Annotated in this window: 14 protein-coding genes; 10 read left to right on the forward strand and 4 right to left on the reverse strand. The window is 39.1% G+C overall.

Features of this window, described 5'->3' with window-relative positions; all coding sequences use genetic code 11:
- The first annotated feature begins 398 nt into the window (after nucleotides 1-398).
- Nucleotides 399-662, forward strand: a complete 264-nt coding sequence (locus tag H6731_11035) for a hypothetical protein (GenBank protein ID USN50771.1) — start codon at nucleotides 399-401, stop codon at nucleotides 660-662.
- Between the two features lie 101 nt (nucleotides 663-763).
- On the opposite strand, the gene H6731_11040 is transcribed toward H6731_11035, so the two are convergent.
- The 3 genes from H6731_11040 to H6731_11050 form a co-directional block, all read right to left on the reverse strand.
- Complete coding sequence (locus H6731_11040) at nucleotides 764-1,609, reverse strand: hypothetical protein (protein ID USN50772.1); 846 nt, start codon at nucleotides 1,607-1,609, stop codon at nucleotides 764-766.
- A 179-nt stretch (nucleotides 1,610-1,788) separates the two neighbouring features.
- Complete coding sequence (locus H6731_11045; protein ID USN50773.1) at nucleotides 1,789-3,066, reverse strand: hypothetical protein; 1,278 nt, start codon at nucleotides 3,064-3,066, stop codon at nucleotides 1,789-1,791.
- 444 nt (nucleotides 3,067-3,510) lie between these two features.
- A complete protein-coding gene (locus H6731_11050) occupies nucleotides 3,511-4,431 on the reverse strand; it encodes a M23 family metallopeptidase (protein USN50774.1) in 921 nt (306 codons plus the stop codon).
- Nucleotides 4,432-5,017: 586 nt separating this feature from the next.
- Between H6731_11050 and H6731_11055 the strand changes: the two genes are divergently transcribed.
- From H6731_11055 to H6731_11095, 9 genes are all read left to right on the forward strand, one after another.
- Complete coding sequence (locus tag H6731_11055; GenBank protein ID USN50775.1) at nucleotides 5,018-6,133, forward strand: hypothetical protein; 1,116 nt, start codon at nucleotides 5,018-5,020, stop codon at nucleotides 6,131-6,133.
- Nucleotides 6,134-6,270: 137 nt separating this feature from the next.
- Nucleotides 6,271-6,516, forward strand: a complete 246-nt coding sequence (locus tag H6731_11060) for a Fe(2+)-trafficking protein (GenBank protein ID USN50776.1) — start codon at nucleotides 6,271-6,273, stop codon at nucleotides 6,514-6,516.
- Nucleotides 6,517-6,547: 31 nt separating this feature from the next.
- Entirely contained in the window at nucleotides 6,548-8,308 is a 1,761-nt protein-coding gene (gene hflX / locus H6731_11065) for a GTPase HflX (GenBank protein USN50777.1), read from the forward strand.
- A gap of 205 nt (nucleotides 8,309-8,513) precedes the next feature.
- Complete coding sequence (locus H6731_11070; GenBank protein ID USN50778.1) at nucleotides 8,514-9,053, forward strand: ribosome maturation factor RimP; 540 nt, start codon at nucleotides 8,514-8,516, stop codon at nucleotides 9,051-9,053.
- Nucleotides 9,054-9,071: 18 nt separating this feature from the next.
- Nucleotides 9,072-10,634: a transcription termination/antitermination protein NusA gene (nusA, locus tag H6731_11075; protein USN50779.1), complete on the forward strand. Its 1,563-nt coding sequence runs from the start codon at nucleotides 9,072-9,074 to the stop codon at nucleotides 10,632-10,634.
- Nucleotides 10,635-10,645: 11 nt separating this feature from the next.
- The gene (locus H6731_11080) at nucleotides 10,646-11,221 is read left to right on the forward strand and encodes a DUF448 domain-containing protein (GenBank protein ID USN50780.1); all 576 of its coding nucleotides are present in this window, start codon (nucleotides 10,646-10,648) and stop codon (nucleotides 11,219-11,221) included.
- A 98-nt stretch (nucleotides 11,222-11,319) separates the two neighbouring features.
- Nucleotides 11,320-14,070, forward strand: coding sequence for a translation initiation factor IF-2 (gene infB, locus H6731_11085; protein USN50781.1), 2,751 nt, complete (start codon nucleotides 11,320-11,322; stop codon nucleotides 14,068-14,070).
- Nucleotides 14,071-14,081: 11 nt separating this feature from the next.
- On the forward strand, nucleotides 14,082-14,417 hold the full coding sequence (locus tag H6731_11090) for a ribosome-binding factor A (protein ID USN50782.1): 336 nt from the start codon (nucleotides 14,082-14,084) through the stop codon (nucleotides 14,415-14,417).
- A gap of 22 nt (nucleotides 14,418-14,439) precedes the next feature.
- Entirely contained in the window at nucleotides 14,440-15,141 is a 702-nt protein-coding gene (locus H6731_11095; protein USN50783.1) for a hypothetical protein, read from the forward strand.
- A 3-nt stretch (nucleotides 15,142-15,144) separates the two neighbouring features.
- Here the strand turns inward: H6731_11095 and H6731_11100 are convergent, their stop codons facing one another.
- Complete coding sequence (locus H6731_11100) at nucleotides 15,145-16,032, reverse strand: hypothetical protein (protein ID USN50784.1); 888 nt, start codon at nucleotides 16,030-16,032, stop codon at nucleotides 15,145-15,147.
- Nucleotides 16,033-16,035 lie beyond the last annotated feature (3 nt).

Below are 16,035 nucleotides of genomic sequence, written 5' to 3' on the forward strand. Positions count from 1 at the left end.
TTTCTGATAATCTAACTATCTGATGTTGAATAAGCCAAACATATCCATTATTAAGATGAAAAATATTTCCATGTTAAGAACTTCTTCGCTTGCTGTAAATTCATTGAGACATATCATAGCTACCCCCCGACACAGAGTATGCCGTTTTTTTAACTTAAAGGGACCTCATCGTGCTCTATTTGGATCCCCGCCTGCGCGGGGATGACACGTGGTAGTGTTTAAAACGGGGATGACACATAAATGGTGGTCAAAACGTGAATGACACGTGATAGTGGACAAAAATATTTTTACAGTCTCTAAATAAGGCCATTATATTTTTTGAATGCGATCCTGGTGATGCGGATCCAGGTACACTCGGCGAAGAGCGCGCACTGGTATTAAAAAAATATCGCTCATGGATGGTGCGTTGGCCTTTAGCTCCCCAAAAAATTATTGAGGACAAATTTTATCCAGAAAATGCATTGCTTAATCTTTGTTATCACGAAGCTTTTGTCGATGAAATAATTGCCATTTCAAAAGATCTTAAAGAACTTTTTCAACTCAGGAAATTTAATGCTAGTGAAAGCAAAGAAAATATTTTCTTCCGAATGGTGGAATTTCTGAGTGTAAAAAAAGCTCCAGAGATTTTTGTCACTAGAGCGCGATGTTTAGAAACTGTTTGAAATTATTCAACGAAGACTTTTTGGTCAATACTTTCAAAGCAGTCTCTTGGACGAATGCAGTGTGGTTTAATTCACACTGCATTGCGCTGATATTCTTGCTGTTATCGTATGATGGTTTGAGCATTTTTTACTTTTTCGACGGGATTTATAGTATTTCCCTCTAAAAGTGGCAGTAGAGTATGAATGTAAATATTTTCTGATAAATCGTCTTTATTCCATGTATTATCGCCTATAAAAATTAAAACGGTATCTTTTTCAGGGGTGAAGTCGATATTTTTAAGCGCGTTATTTATGTTTTTTAAATTTTGGATAAAGCTTTCAGAATTTATGTACCAATAAAATATTCCTAATCTGTACATTAATGCTAATTTATACCTATCAACTTCATTGTAATTGTTGTGTTTATTTAAGGCATTACGGAATTCAGTTGCAGAGTTTAAAATGGTGCGATTGTCATTTGTTGTTGCGTTATATTTGTCGTTTAAAGATGTTGAAATTGCAGAGTATTCACCGTTATTACTGTAGTAATTAATAAACTTGCATAATTCTTCAGCTGAGGTGATAAATTCACTGTTAATATTGTTTGTAATGTTAAGTATTGTATGTCTTGATTCTAAGAAAAATTTTACATTGTAAAAATGAAACAATGCAAAGAGATGTTTTCCGCTATTTAAATCAAATAATTGTTTCGCATGTGATTTTTTTCTACCAAGCCAATTTTTACTTTCAAGCTGATGTGTTTTTTTGCATGTTTCGATAATTTTATTAATAATTTCTATTACTAATTCCTTTTCTTTGTCCTCATTGAATTCGGCCAAAAAAACATCGAATTCCTCTTGTGTTAGATCGTTTAGATTTAAAATATTGTTAATGAATTTGGGAGATATTTCTGCTTGAACAGTGTAACTTATTGAAAATAAAGTAAAAAATGTTACAAGTTTTTTCATGATTTTATATCCTTTAATGATTTGTTTTTTATGTATTATTAAAAAAACAATTTCTACTCCCCTTTAGCATAAATATACGAACAAAAAACACTCTAGCTCAATAATGGTTTTGAGCTCACCCTAAGTATCTTGTGTGCGTTTCAAAAAGACACAGGAGGGCACGTTTGTCATGTAGAAAATTATTTCTGACAAGGCTCCGATGCATAAATCTTTCGAGTAATGTTTTGAACGCAGCTTTGAAGAATTTTTCGTACTTGAGGGCCGTTGGTCCAAGGTTCGTTGTCAGAATAATCTATATCGGCACCAATCTCTTTTAGAGCTTTTGCATAATCATCAATGTCTTTTAAGGCCAGGAGGCGGCGATCTTTTTCAGATTTACGTTCAAAGTGAGAGGAATAATATTCGTAGTCTTCAAATCCGTCGCTAATTGCCCTGCAGATGCCATTACTAGATGTGGGGTAGGTGATTTCGTGAGCGACGTAAAATAGCGCGCATATGTCTAATGCTAATTCGGTGTGATTGCTTTCGGTGTTTTGAATAAACAAATACCATTTTTTGAAGGACGGCAAGGATCTATTGATATAGCACTGATGCCTATCTTGGTGAAGCTTGTCGTGTGCAGCCATCAGCATGCAAGAAACAAAATTCTGGTTGGCATAGTTAGAAAAATCATTTGGGCTTTCTCTTTGAATCTGAATAAAGAGCATATATGTAGCAAAGCTGCCCCATTTTCCTCCATGAATTTCATTGTTACCCACGCTAGGATAGGGTTGGATAAATACTTTATTAAGCAAAGCATATAAAAAACCGCTAAAACCAAAGAGGCCATTTTTGCTTAAAAATGGGATCGTATTTTTTAGGTAAGGTTGGTTTAACAGGTGACAGCTGTTAAGTGGATCGAGTAATAAAACTTCTTTTATTGATTTGTTAGGCGGTAGAAGTACAACTGATTCAATTAGTTTACGGAAAATATTTAAGATAATGTCATCGCATGAATCAATATTTGTATGTAGAAATTTTTGAGCTTTATCGGGGCAAGAAAACTGGCAAAGATCAGATATGATGATGAGTTTTAATCCGATCAGGTGCATAAGCGGAATGTCTTGACGCTCTTCGGCAATAATATTTTCAATATCAATTTGTAATTTCTGCCAATATTCCTGAAATGTTAAATATTGAGGAGCTTCCTCTATTAGAGGGCGAAAAAAATTTTGAGCAGTGTCTAACTCTTCTTTAAAAAAATGTTGGTGTTCTACAGAAATTTTATCCTCATTTCTTTGAGCTAAAATTGCTTGCACATAACAACATATTTTTTCCAAATCCTTATCAATAATTTCGATGCTGTTTTTTTTGGGCATTGGGATTGAGGAATAGAGTCCAAAATTACTCGCCCAAGCTGGCATTATAGTGATTAGATTTGCTAGGAAAAAGCTGCAAAATAAAAATCTCACTCTCATGAATTTTTTCCACAAATAAAAAAATTGGCTCTGGATTTTTTGATTAGCAGATGGTGAAGCTTGCATAAGAGAGCTTCTGGTCAAAAAAATAAACTATGTTGCTAAATTTGTTATTTTTCGCCAGCACCACATCTTTAGAAGTTTCCTTATTCAGGTAGCTTAGAGTGAAAAAGACTTTATGTTTTACAAGGTCAGCTTTCTTCGCGATAATCTTGCAGCTTACAAGCTTTCTCTGAAAGCAAAATAAGCTAAGCCAGCCCCAAATCCAAAAAAAATCTCGCGACTAAAAAGTAGTATTGAAGAAACAAAAGGCAAGATAGAACAACGAATAGCAGAGCTGGAGACTCAACTGCGGCAATAGCTTAATTTAAAAATGCTTTCATATTGGGGTAGACAGTGGTGCCACTGCTTGCCAATCAAAACACAAACTAAATAAAGCTGTAATTAAAATAAATTTTCAGAAGCATTGATCAGAGAAAATCCATCTACGTCGTTTCCGTGAATCTTTACTCCCCAATGGAGATGTGGCCCATTTACTCTTCCTGTTGCGCCGGACTCGCCGATGATGGTGTCTTTATCGACCATCATGCCCTCTAAAACAATGGGTTTAGAGAGGTGGCAATAAAGGGTGAAAACTCCAAGACCATGGTCAATAATGATGGTGTTTCCTCCGAAGAAAAGCTCTCCCACAAACACTACCTTTCCGGTGTTGGCAGGTCTTATCTGTGTGCCAATGCGAGCTCTAAAATCTGTTCCTAAGTGTTGCGTTTTCTTAAGCTTATTAAATATTCTTTGTGTGCCAAAAATACTGGTAATTTTTGAATTTAAGGGGGCGATAAAGGCTTGGTTAAAGAAAGGGGTAGTACTGGAGTTGGCAAAAATTTTGCTTAAAAATTCATTTTCTTTTTGAACTTGTTGCATATCTTCATTTGATAATACAACTCGTTTTTTATCCACGTTGAGAGTTTCTTTGGGGTATTCAAAATCCTCAACGATAATTTTTTCTAGATTCTGTGCATAGGAATTTTCAAATTGAAAGACACAATGAAAATTTTTATCTGAAGAAAAATATGATTGAGACAAAAATGCAAAGGCTTCCAAATTTTTTTTGTCAACCACAAAGGGAATTTCTATCTTATCGCAGATGAGTTTTTCATTTTTAAAGGGGCCGTAGTAAGGAAATTTTATATATGAAGCCTGGCCTGGTGAAATTTTATAAGTGTTTTTTGAGGCTCTTATAGCTTCTATTTGTTTATTAACCCGGTCTTTCAGTTGAAAATAGGGAATACCGGTGCTTATGCATCCAAAGATAATCAGTGATAGCGGAACAATAGACCAAAAGAGATAATTTTTTTTTCTACTCATGCTCAGTCCGTAATAAATTTGAAATAACAGTTTGAGCTCTAACAACAATGAAAATAAATTCTACCTAGGTTAAATTATTTGCACATAATATGGCTAGGCATGAATTAAAGAACGAAGTAAGCCCATGCAAAGATTCCCACAACAAAGATATTTGCTAATAGCCATAGTGAAATGAAGATGCGCCTTGGCAAGCTTTGCCATATGGTAGATTGAAATTGCCGCAAACATGAAAGATAAGCATGCTTACACCTATCATTTTTGAAGTGTTGTGAATTTCTAAACGCATCATTTTCTTGACTTATATTCATGTTTCATAATTATACAGATTTCCTAGACCTGAAAAGAGGGTCTAAGTTCACTCTCTTACGAAAGAGAAAAAAATCATATGCTAGGAATCATAGCAATCTTCTTTGTGTTTTAGAGCGCAGCGCTCTGAAGCGATGGTGGATGTTTTTAAGTTTTCACGGATACATATAAAAGGAAAATATATATGAAACTATGTTTTGCGGTTATCCTCTTAGTCTTATCTTTTAACTTAAAGGCTATATCACCAAAAAATAATATCACGGCAGGATTTTTTCACAGCATGTTTATAAGTGAAAATGATGATCTTTTAGTTTGTGGAAACAACAATAAATGTCAACTGGGTTTGAAAGATAGAACTCCTAGGCCAATATTTGAGAAAATTAATAATGCGCCTAAAATAATTGCCCTTAGTGCGGGATGTGGTCACAGTTTATTTATAGATGAAAATTATGATGTTTGGGTTTGTGGAGGTAACGAGTATGGCCAGCTGGGATTAGGAGATACTATAGATAGAAAGATACTAAAGAAAAATGATAATTTGTCAGGAATAGTTGGTGTTTATGCAGGAAATTTTTACAGTCTATTTCTAGACCAAAGTGGTCAAGTGTGGGCTTGTGGAAATAACCATTCTGGCCAGCTTGGCTTAGGTGATACTAGAAATAGATGTGCACCAGAAAAAATTAATGTGCCTAAAATAATTGCTCTTAGTGCGGGATGTGGTCACAGTTTATTTATAGATGAAAATTATGATGTTTGGGCTTGTGGATATAACTACTATGGCGAGCTAGGATTAGGTGATATTATAGATAGATGGACGCCAGAAAAAATTAATAATTTGTCTGAAATAACTACTGTTTGTGCTGGGAGCTATCACAGTCTGTTTGCAAATCAAAATGGTGAAGTTTTTGTTTGTGGAAATAACTATCATGGCCAACTGGGACTGGGAAATACCGCAGGTAGACAGACACCAGAAAAAATTAATATGCCTAAAATAATCGCCATGAGTGCGGGATATGAACACACTTTGTTTATAGATGAAAATTATAAGGCTTGGGCTTGTGGAAATAACTATTATGGCCAGCTAGGGTTAAGGGGAACTGCAAGTAGGCAAACACCAGAAAAAATTAATAATTTGTCAGAAATAAGTAATGCCTGTGCGGGAAGTTTTCAAAGTCTATTTGTAGACAGGAGTGGAAAAATTTTGGTCTGCGGATCTAATGCTTATGGGCAACTAGGTCTAGGTAATCGTTGCTATAAACAAGGCTTAGAAGAAATTGAAAATATTAGGAGCAGCTCGATAGGTAAAAAATATGGCAAAAAACCTTTAGATTTATACCAATCCCAAAAATTAACCGAGTCTTTAATTTCTGAGTACACGCAGCAAAGCGATAACTAACTGAAAATAGTAGCTTCTTAAAAATAGAAAAATTACCGGTGTCGACATTTTAGATTGATACTGGCAATTTGCTTCTTATCCACAGCTTGTTTATCTGCAAAGTCAGATACTAATGAATAAATTATAACGAGAAAAAAATGGTAGTTTGCAAAAAATTAGCGAGAGAACTCAAAGGCTTAGAACAAGCCCCTCTAGAAGGGCCCCTCGGGCAGTTGATCAAAGAACATATTAGTGAAGAAGCGTGGCTCGATTGGGTTGAAGCCGAAATGAAAATCATCAATGAAGAGCGTTTAGATCTAAGTGAAGAGAGATCTCAAATGCGCTTGTTTGAAGAAATGATTGGATTTTTGAACCTTCAAGATGTTATCGCAAGTCCTGAATAAAGTTTGATTATCTACAAGCAATTGAGAAATTATGAGCGAAATATTTGGCAATATAAAAGATCTCAAGCAGCACCAGCTTAAAGCTGTACAATCACTCAAAGATACACATGCAGGAAGTGTAGATATTCTTACTCTACAGCTTGCACGTAAGCTTGCCAAAGCGGCCTTCTTAACCCGCCGTATGGTAGCTGTTTTTTTGGATCGCAAAGGTGAAGTGCGTTCGGTGATGGTGGGCGATGTTACTCGACTCTATTTGCCAAATATAGGCCGCTTACGAGGTACTGAAGATCGTTTGCGTGGACTGCGGTTAATCGTTGCCAGACCTACACCGCCACATTTTATGATTTCGAGTGGTGGTGAAAAAAAATATTGTTTGACGAGCGACTTCAAAACAGACTTGGAAAAATTGCGCCTTGATGCCGTGGTAGAGATTGATGCAAGTCGCGATAATATAGATGGTCCCTTGATCGTAGCCCATTTAGCAACACAGCGTTCAAACGAAGCTAATGTTATCACTGTCAAAGAAGAGTCGTTTCGTTCTATTCATCAGCTCGATATAAATTTTTCGCACTTGATAGATGAGATAGTCAAAGATCTTGCCCTATCAGGCTTGATAAAAAGTTCAGGGGAAACTCAAAAATATTTAGAAAAAGCTTTGCTTATCGGTGTTTATAACTGCAGCAAAAAAGAAGGCTTGAGCTCAATGGTAGAGCTTAAGGAATTGGCTCGCTCTGCTCGTGTTCAAGTAGTGGAAAGCGTGTACCAGTTTAGGGCTCGTTTTTATCCGAAAACTTTTATTGGTACGGGTAAGCTTGAAGAAATTTGTTTAAGAGCTTTGGCTTTAGGGGTTGAGATGTTGATATTCGACCACGATCTTTCACCATCGCAGTTGAATAATATTACTGATCTCACCGACCTGAAAATCCTTGATCGCAGCATGCTTATTCTTGACATATTTGCTCAACGCGCCGTTACCAGAGAAGGTAAACTGCAGGTTGAAATGGCGCAGTTGAGCTATTCGTTGCCACGATTAGCTAAAAAGCAAAGTGGATTATCCCGCCTTACCGGGGGAATTGGTGGGCGCGGTCCAGGGGAAACCAAGCTTGAGGTTGATAAGCGGCGAGTAAAGGATCGCTTAGCGAAGCTAAGTACAGAGCTTGAGCGCATTAAAAAACAGCGAGCTTTGCGTAGGCAGTCGCGCAAAAATCATGAGCTTCCTACTTTTGCTATTGTTGGCTACACCAATGCTGGAAAATCCACGTTGCTTAACGCACTATGCAATGCCGAGATATACGCAAAAGATGAATTATTTGCCACTCTCGACCCATATTCGCGGCGCCTGCGTTTTCCTCATGAGCAAGAAGTGGTGGTGACCGATACTGTTGGTTTTATTAACCATTTGCCGGAAAGTTTGATGAAAGCCTTTATGGCAACGCTCGAAGAATTAGAAGATGCAGATATTCTTTTGCATGTGGTGGATTGTTCTGATGAAAATTATCAACTCCAAATTTCTGTAGTTGAGAAGGTTTTGCTAGAACTAAACTTAAAAGACAAAAAACGCATTCTCATTTTTAATAAGATAGACAAATTAGATGAACTCACTCTTGGGAAACGTATTGGAATTAAAGACGTTATAAAAATTTCTGCTACAGACAGAAGTGGGCTTTCTGATTTGATTGATGCATGTCTTAACTCTCTGGTTTTTATCAAAAAAATGAGCGCAAGAGAGGGTAAAAAGTCTCTTGGGGAGCCTAGTATAAATGTGGAATTCGATGGACGCTTCAAGGGGTGAACCGCGCTTTACAAGCTAATTTTAGCTTGTTATAGCTTTAGTTGTTTGGTACCGGCTAGAGTACGTCTTTGCGCACAACAGCTTAATCTTTCGATATTTTCACAAGCGCTAAGTTGCCTTTGCATTATTTGCCTTGGTACCGGTTTGAGAGCTTATTGCTTTTGGACTTGGTGGTTTGGAATTTATCGAAAATTTGGTAGGTTAAATGGAAAATTTTGTTGTTAGACTAAGCTTGGATGAAGAAGAGCTTAAAAATATTATAGAGCCATTGCTCGATAGTGAAGGTTTTGAACTTATACGTTTGACTTTGAAACGTTCACAGGCAAAATCGTTGCTTGCTCTTTTTGTTGATACTAAAGCTCAGAAGAACGGCATTATTTTAGAGAATCTTGAGTTTATCTCTCGTTTTTTGTCTGATGTGCTTGATGCCAAAGATGAAGCAAAAACTATTTTAAATAGTCGCTATGATCTTGAAGTATCTACTCCTGGAGTTGATAGACCATTAACCAAAGCTCGCCATTTTAGTGAGGCTGTTGGAGAGCGTGTGAAAATCCGCCTGCATTCTGCTGAACGGCATGGGACACGAGGATTGTTAGGAAATCTTCAAGAGGCTTTAGAAGGTTTTATTGTTTTGAAAGTTGAAGGAAAAAATGAGCTTCTTAAGATTTCTTTCGAAGAAATAGCTGAAGCCCATATAGTTTTTGATTTTACGAATATGAGTAAGCCCAAAAAGAAGCTCAATTAACCAATTTGGGAGAAGAGAATGAAGCTGGAACAATTAGATTTAGGTGCAGTGCTCGAGCAAGTTGGTCGAGAAAAAAATATTGGTAAAGAGGTTCTCGTTTCTGCGCTTGAAGATGCTATGCTGAGCGCCGCTCGCAAAAAGCTTGGTTTGGATGCTGACCTTGAAGCTCGCTATAACGAAGAAATCGGCGAGGTCGAAGTTTATGAATTTCTGCGTATCATAAAAGATGGCGAAGTAAAAAAGTCTGGGGAAATTTTTTTCAAAGATGCAAAAAAACTGGATCCTGATCTAACTGAGGAAGCTCTTGGTGAAGATCTTGGTGTGAAACTTGAGTCTAGTGAGTTCGGTCGAATAGCTGCTCAGAATGCCAAACAGATCATTGTTCAAAGAGTGCGTGAAGCAGAACGAATGATGGTTTATAACGAGTATAAAGATCGTAAGGGTGAGATTGCTACAGGTACCGTGAGGCGTTTTGAACGTGGTGATGTGATCGTTGATTTGGGTAGAGCAGAAGCCATATTGCCGACCTCAGAACAGATTTCTAAAGAGAATATTCGTATTCACGATCGTATTGTTGCGTACGTTGTGGATGTGCTTGAGGTAGCAAGAGGAGCGCAGATTATTCTTTCTCGGACACATCCAAATCTGGTAGTGAAATTGTTTGAACAAGAAGTACCCGAAATTGCCGAGGGAATCGTCAGCATAGAGAGCGCTGCACGAGAAGCAGGGTTTAGAACCAAAATCTCTGTCCGATCCAAAGATCAGGATGTTGATCCTGTTGGAGCGTGTGTCGGGATGAAGGGAGCTCGGGTCCAGGCGGTTGTGCAAGAGTTGCGTGGAGAAAAGATCGATATTGTTCCTTACGACTTGGACGAAGCTCGTTTTGTTTGTAATGCGCTTGCTCCAGCTGAGGCAACTCGTGTTTTGATCAATGAAGAAGAACGCAGTATGCAAATTGTTGTTCCTGATGAACAATTGTCATTGGCGATTGGACGAAGAGGGCAAAATGTGCGCTTGGCTTCACAGTTGACAGGGTGGAAAATTGACATTCAGGCTGAGTCGAAGGCGGCTGCTGAAAAAGAAGAGGCCTGGGTATCACTTTCCCAAATTAAATCGTTATCTGAGCTTCAATTCCAAACCTTGTTTAACTATGGAATTAAGAGCGTCACAGATTTTTTGGAAACTGATAACGATACCTTAGAAACAATTCCTGGGTTTGAAGAATCTGACTTTGTTGCCTTAAAAGCGGAAGCTGAAAATGTGAAAAAGTCAGAAGAAGAACGAAAAGTTGAGCAGGGAAAATTAGTACGTATTTTTGCTAAGGTTTTGTTGGTTATTGATGAAGTTTGTAGCAAACTTGCCGAGGAAGATCGTCAGTCTGAATTAGCTCTCGACAGCCTAGGGATAGAATCAAAAGAAAAATTGGAAGCTGTAGGTTTTAGCGATCTAGTAGATGTCTTCCTGTGCAAAGATGCGCAAGGCTTGGCTAAAAGTGCTGATCTTGATTTAGATACTGCAAAGGTGATTTTTGAAGTGGCTAAGAAGAAATTGGCTGCTCTTGATTCCCGCATTAGCTGCTAAGTGAAAATCGTATGGAAAGTGTTCGCAGTTGTTTAGTGTGTAGGAAAAAGGCGAGCAGGCAGAGCTTGCTGAGATTCGTGCGCGCTCTTGATGGGGAGATTGCTTTTGATGAAAAAGCAATAGCGCCTTCACGTGGCGCTTGGATTTGTGCCACCAGACTGTGTTTAACAAAAGCTTTTGATAAGAGGTTGTTATTTCGGAAAGAAAAAGTTTTACCGATAAACTCTAAAGAAATTTTAGAGCAGGTGACGAAACGATTAAAACTAAGCTTGTTGGGAAATCTGGGTATGTTAAGGCGTTTTGGCCACTGTGAAGTCGGTCGAGATGCTGTGAAAAGTTCGATGCTTTCTCAGAATATGGCTATGGTTTTATACGCTTCTGATTTTTCTCAGCGTTCATTGAAGGAAATTCAAGAAAACTCTAGAAGGTTTGATTGGCAGGTGCCAATTGTGAAGGTACCTGTTTCAATGGACGAGTTAGGAAATTGTTTAGGGCGTGAGAAAACGGGTGTTGTAGCCCTGAATAAAAGTCGTATAACGGAAGAAATTTTGATGAAATTGAATAAGTTGGCGTCTGTGAGCCAATAAGGAAACGGACAATATGCTGTATCGCAAAACTGCGAGTTTTGTTGAGTTGTTTATTTTCATCGACAAAGCGCTGACGAGCAGTGGTAAGGGGATGTTGAATGGGTAAATTACGAGTGCATGAATTGGCAAAAAAATTAAATATGTCCAACCAGGAAGTTATTGCCAAGCTCATTGCCAATGGTGTCGAAGTTCGTACCCATTCAAGCAGTGTCGATGAGCAGAAGGCATACAAAGCTTTGGGACTATCACCTAGTGGAGACGCAGTAGCTGTGACAAGTAGGCCAAGAACCGTATTAAGAAGACGTAGAGATCAAGCTGAAGAAAACCTGCCGGAGGAGCTTAATGCTTCGCCAGCTTCATCTCCCGTCGATGAATTGAAGACGGCTGCTGAAGAAAAGAAAAACTTAGCAGTAGTAGAAAATTCTGAAGAAAGTGAACCTGTTGAAAAACAGATCGAGTTACAACCTACTACATCCGCAAGCGAAAAAGAGGTTGTTAGTAAACCAACGCTTGATAAGGAAGAAAAAGTGGCCCCAGCGCAAAAAGAAGCACGATTCGATGCTGGTTTCCGTCCTGAAGTTGTGAAAACTGACAAACCCTCCAATGCAACCAGTGCAACAAAGGAAACTCCTCCGAGTAATGTTGTGCGTGTAATCGATGCGGATGCTATTAAGGCACGACTCGCCTCAGAAGGTCGCTCTTTTCAGCGACGGGGGTATAGCGGAGGAGCTCACGCACGATCCGGAGGTAGTCCTCGTTCAGGAGCTGCCGGTGCTGGTAGAAATTTTGGCGGCGCGACAGAACGTGAGCCTTATGTCCCGCAAGCAGTTTCTCCTCAACCTCCGGCGGGGCCTGACGCATCACAAAAACCCGGAGGCAGGCCTTCTAAAAAGAAAAAGGGGTCAACCAACTATTCGCGTGAAATGAGAGATACGTCCTCTGGCGGCAGAGAATTATGGCTTGCCCCTGGACGTAAGAAAAAATCATCAGCTTTAAAAACTCAGGGCAAAGCAACTACTCTTACTCAGGCTGCTGCTCATAAACGCGTTATTGAAATGACCGATGCGATTACGGTTCATGATCTTGCTCATGCAATGGCGATCAAGGCTGGTCAGGTTGTAAGTAAACTTCTTTCCATGGGAATGATGGTTACTATCAATGAGGCGATCGATTTCGATACAGCATCCATTGTTGCCAGCGAATTTGGTTTCGAAATCAAAAACGTAGCCTTTGAAGAGGCGAACCTGATTAAAGAGAGTGAGGATTCGCCCGAAAACCTATTGCCACGAGCACCGATTGTAACGGTTATGGGGCACGTCGATCACGGAAAAACAAGTGTGCTCGATGCATTGAGACAGACTTCCGTTGTTAAGGGCGAAGCAGGGGGAATTACCCAGCACATAGGTGCTTATTCTGTTGAGACTGAACACGGTGCTGTAACGTTTTTGGATACTCCTGGACATGAAGCTTTTACTTCTATGAGAGCCCGCGGAGCTGAAGTTACCGACATTGTGGTGCTTGTTGTTGCAGCAGACGACGGAGTGATGCCTCAAACAAGGGAAGCTATTGATCACGCCAAAGCCGCTAAAGTGCCAGTTGTGGTTGCCATTAATAAAATGGATCTACCAGATGCTAAACCTGAGCGGGTTATGCAACAGTTATCAGAACTTGGTCTTCAACCAGAAGAGTGGGGCGGTGATACCCAGTTTTTTAAAGTATCAGCTCTAAAGAAAACAGGTTTGGATGATCTGATTGCTGGTTTGGCCGCTTTAGCTGAAGTATTGGAATTAAAAGCAAATCCAAATAAGCCAGCATCCGGATGCGTAGTAGAAGCAAAACTCGATAAAGGTCGAGGTCCTGTGGCAACAATTCTGACTCAGTCAGGCACCCTAAAACAAGGTGATTATGTTGTAGCTGGTGAATGCATGGGACGTGTGCGTGCTATGTATGACTCCAATGGTATGTTGCTTAAAGAAGCTGGTCCATCGATTCCTGTGCAGGTGTTGGGGCTTTCGAGTGTGCCAACCGCAGGTGATCAGGTGAATGCTGTTTTAGATGATAAGACTGCAAAAACCATTGCTAATCATCGTGCTCAGAAAAACAGAGAGAAGGAATTGCTTAAAACTAAAAACTTTTCTTTGGAAAACTTTTTGGCACAGGCTCCGGGAGAAGAAGCTAAGACTTTGCGCTTGATTGTAAAAGCCGACGTATACGGTTCAGCAGAGGCTTTGACCGCTTCCCTAGAAAATTTATCAACCAAAGAAGTTAAAGTAGAAATTGTTCACTCTGGTGTTGGCACGATTACGGAAAGTAATGTGAATTTGGCGATGGCATCGCAAGCCATTATTATCGGTTTCAATATTAAGGCCGATGGAAAAGCCCAGGCCTTGGCCGCTCAAGAGAAAATAGATGTTCGCTATTATTCTGTTATCTATGAAGCAATCGATGATGTTAGAAAAGCAATGGCCGGATTACTAGCTCCTGTAGTTGAAGAACGCTATTTGGGTAAAGCCGAAGTGAGAATGATTATTTCTGTATCCAAACATGGCAAGATTGCCGGAAGCTATGTGCTTGATGGCAAGATTGTTCGCTCTGCAAAAATACGTCTCAAACGTAAGAATGATGAGCTTTTTGTTGGCAGCATTGCTGGTCTTAAGCGCTTTAAAGATGATGTCAAAGAAGTTGGTTCAGGCTATGAGTGCGGAATTGTTTTGGATGGTTTCAGTGACTTCCAAGAAGGCGATATCTTGGAATGCTTTGAGCTTAAGGAAGTTGAAGCAAAATTATCGGAATCTATTTCAGCTTCCGAAGGAAAGAATAAAGATGTTGAGAATAGCCACTCAGCATAGTTTGGGGAGTAATGATGCCGACGTTTAGAAAAGAAAGAATGGGTGAAGCCATTAGGAAAGTTGTGTGTGAAAAAATGTCACGGCATCATTCGCTTATTCCATCTTGCGTGCTTACCATCAACCGAGTTGAGGTAACACCAGATTATGGTTTGGCCAAAATTTTCTATTCAGTGTTTGGTAATATTGATGAAAACGGTGCGCAGCAGGTAATGAAAACTCATCGCTCTGAATTTCGTCATGAAGTTTCTCAAAAGCTGAATCTAAGAAAGACGCCCAAGATTGAATTTTTCTTTGATAAAAATACCGAGCATGCCTTTAAAATTGATGGTTTGCTAAAAAAAAGCTGAAGCTCCCTTTATAGAGGGTGAAATGGATATTTCTCTTGCTATCTTGTGTGCACTTTCATTAGAGGCAGAGCCGATCATAGATGCTCTTGATATGCGGGAATCGTTCGACGTTTTTGATGCGAGGCTTGGGCTGAGAATTTTTCTATCAGAAGACTCAAAAACCGCTTTGGTGCTTTTTGGTAAGTGCCCAAAGTATAAAGTCGATAGAATCGGCACTCAATTTGCAACTCTTGCCGCGTGGGAAACCATCAAAGTGATAAACCCTAAAGCTTTGGCGAGTGTTGGCACAGCTGGTGGTTTTAAATCTAAGGGAGCTCACATAGGGGATGTTTTTTTAAGTTGCGGCCCAATTTATTACCACGGGCGGCACATTCCTGTTGAGGCTTATCATGAATTTGAGAAAGGGGCATTTTTGTCTGCAGATATAAAAGTTCCTCCTGCTATTAAAGCGGGCATTGTTTCAAGTGGAGATGCTGTTTTTGCATCGATTGATGACCATAAAAAAATGCAGCTCTTTAATACCGATGCTAAGGATATGGAAGCTGCTGCTGTCGCTGAAGTTGCTTCTCTGTGTCATACACCTATGTTTGCCCTCAAAGCTATTTCAGATTTTGTAGATTCAAATATTTCTACCCATGAACAATTCAAAACCAATTATAAATTTGCCATAGAAAGACTTGTAAGCGCTCTCATGAAGCTGGATCTTATCTGTGCGCAAAAATAGAATTCAAATAGTGCCCATCATAGAAAGATGAAGTTTAAATAATTTTTCTAGACCGCGACTGTAGCGTTTTGTATTAAAACTGCGGAGCAATGCTTTTTTCTTTTTGATTTTTTTTATGCCTTTATGGTGCTCTTTTTTGAGCGTAGATAAATATTTGTGCTGAGTGTGAGGAAATTTTTCTAGATAAAGAGCCATTTCATTAGTGCCATCACATTCTTTTTTTTCTCTTTCAAAGGTGGCGATAAGATTGCCGATACGGCCGAGCCTTTGACCTATTAAAAAAATCTCACGGCATACTCCCAGTTCTTTTTCGTTAAATTTATTGAGCGCCATAAGATCGATCATGCCAGCGGCAACCATACCCATATTGAAAGGACCATAGATTTTGGCTTCGGTCATGTTTCTGATCGAGGGAAAGGCTGTCATAAGTTCGGAATAACGATTAGCAAGATAAATCTGCCACACATCAAAGAGAAAAATTTCTTGGCATGCTTGCCAATTGGGCAAACCGTGCAGAATATTTTGAATGTTTTTGATGAGAAGTTGAGTAAGCTCAATAATTTGTTTTTCTTTTTCACTTTGTACTTCCTGGTATCCGCACTGACATGGACCGCCAACTTTGTATAAAATTTTTAATAAGCTCGGATTAAAATAATGTGGATTGTCGGCCATATCGTCGAGCAAAGTGATGAGCATGCCCAATAAAATTTTAGCCTTGAGTGCTGATTTAAAATAGCTCTCATTAACAGTATCTAGTGTTGTATAGGTATAACCCTTGACAAGAAATCGAGAAAACAGAGCTTTTGGACGGTTATCTATGACCGACACATAATGATCGATGAGCATATCGACTTCTATAGTATCGATTTTTTGTTTGTTTGCTTTGGACATTAA

The organism is Myxococcales bacterium (genome assembly GCA_023898405.1).
Lineage (GTDB): Bacteria > Myxococcota > UBA727 > UBA727 > JABDBI01.

Bases quoted from the DNA above. Each gene is read 5' to 3' on its own strand.
- H6731_11095 (USN50783.1), top strand. From the start codon at position 14,440: ATGGATATTTCTCTTGCTATCTTGTGTGCACTTTCATTAGAGGCAGAG.
- H6731_11060 (USN50776.1), top strand. From the start codon at position 6,271: ATGGTAGTTTGCAAAAAATTAGCGAGAGAACTCAAAGGCTTAGAACAA.
- infB (USN50781.1), top strand. From the start codon at position 11,320: ATGGGTAAATTACGAGTGCATGAATTGGCAAAAAAATTAAATATGTCC.
- H6731_11100 (USN50784.1), bottom strand. From the start codon at position 16,032: ATGTCCAAAGCAAACAAACAAAAAATCGATACTATAGAAGTCGATATG.
- H6731_11045 (USN50773.1), bottom strand. From the start codon at position 3,066: ATGAGAGTGAGATTTTTATTTTGCAGCTTTTTCCTAGCAAATCTAATC.
- H6731_11035 (USN50771.1), top strand. From the start codon at position 399: ATGGTGCGTTGGCCTTTAGCTCCCCAAAAAATTATTGAGGACAAATTT.
- hflX (USN50777.1), top strand. From the start codon at position 6,548: ATGAGCGAAATATTTGGCAATATAAAAGATCTCAAGCAGCACCAGCTT.
- nusA (USN50779.1), top strand. From the start codon at position 9,072: ATGAAGCTGGAACAATTAGATTTAGGTGCAGTGCTCGAGCAAGTTGGT.
- H6731_11070 (USN50778.1), top strand. From the start codon at position 8,514: ATGGAAAATTTTGTTGTTAGACTAAGCTTGGATGAAGAAGAGCTTAAA.
- H6731_11080 (USN50780.1), top strand. From the start codon at position 10,646: ATGGAAAGTGTTCGCAGTTGTTTAGTGTGTAGGAAAAAGGCGAGCAGG.
- H6731_11050 (USN50774.1), bottom strand. From the start codon at position 4,431: ATGAGTAGAAAAAAAAATTATCTCTTTTGGTCTATTGTTCCGCTATCA.
- H6731_11090 (USN50782.1), top strand. From the start codon at position 14,082: ATGATGCCGACGTTTAGAAAAGAAAGAATGGGTGAAGCCATTAGGAAA.
- H6731_11055 (USN50775.1), top strand. From the start codon at position 5,018: ATGTTTATAAGTGAAAATGATGATCTTTTAGTTTGTGGAAACAACAAT.
- H6731_11040 (USN50772.1), bottom strand. From the start codon at position 1,609: ATGAAAAAACTTGTAACATTTTTTACTTTATTTTCAATAAGTTACACT.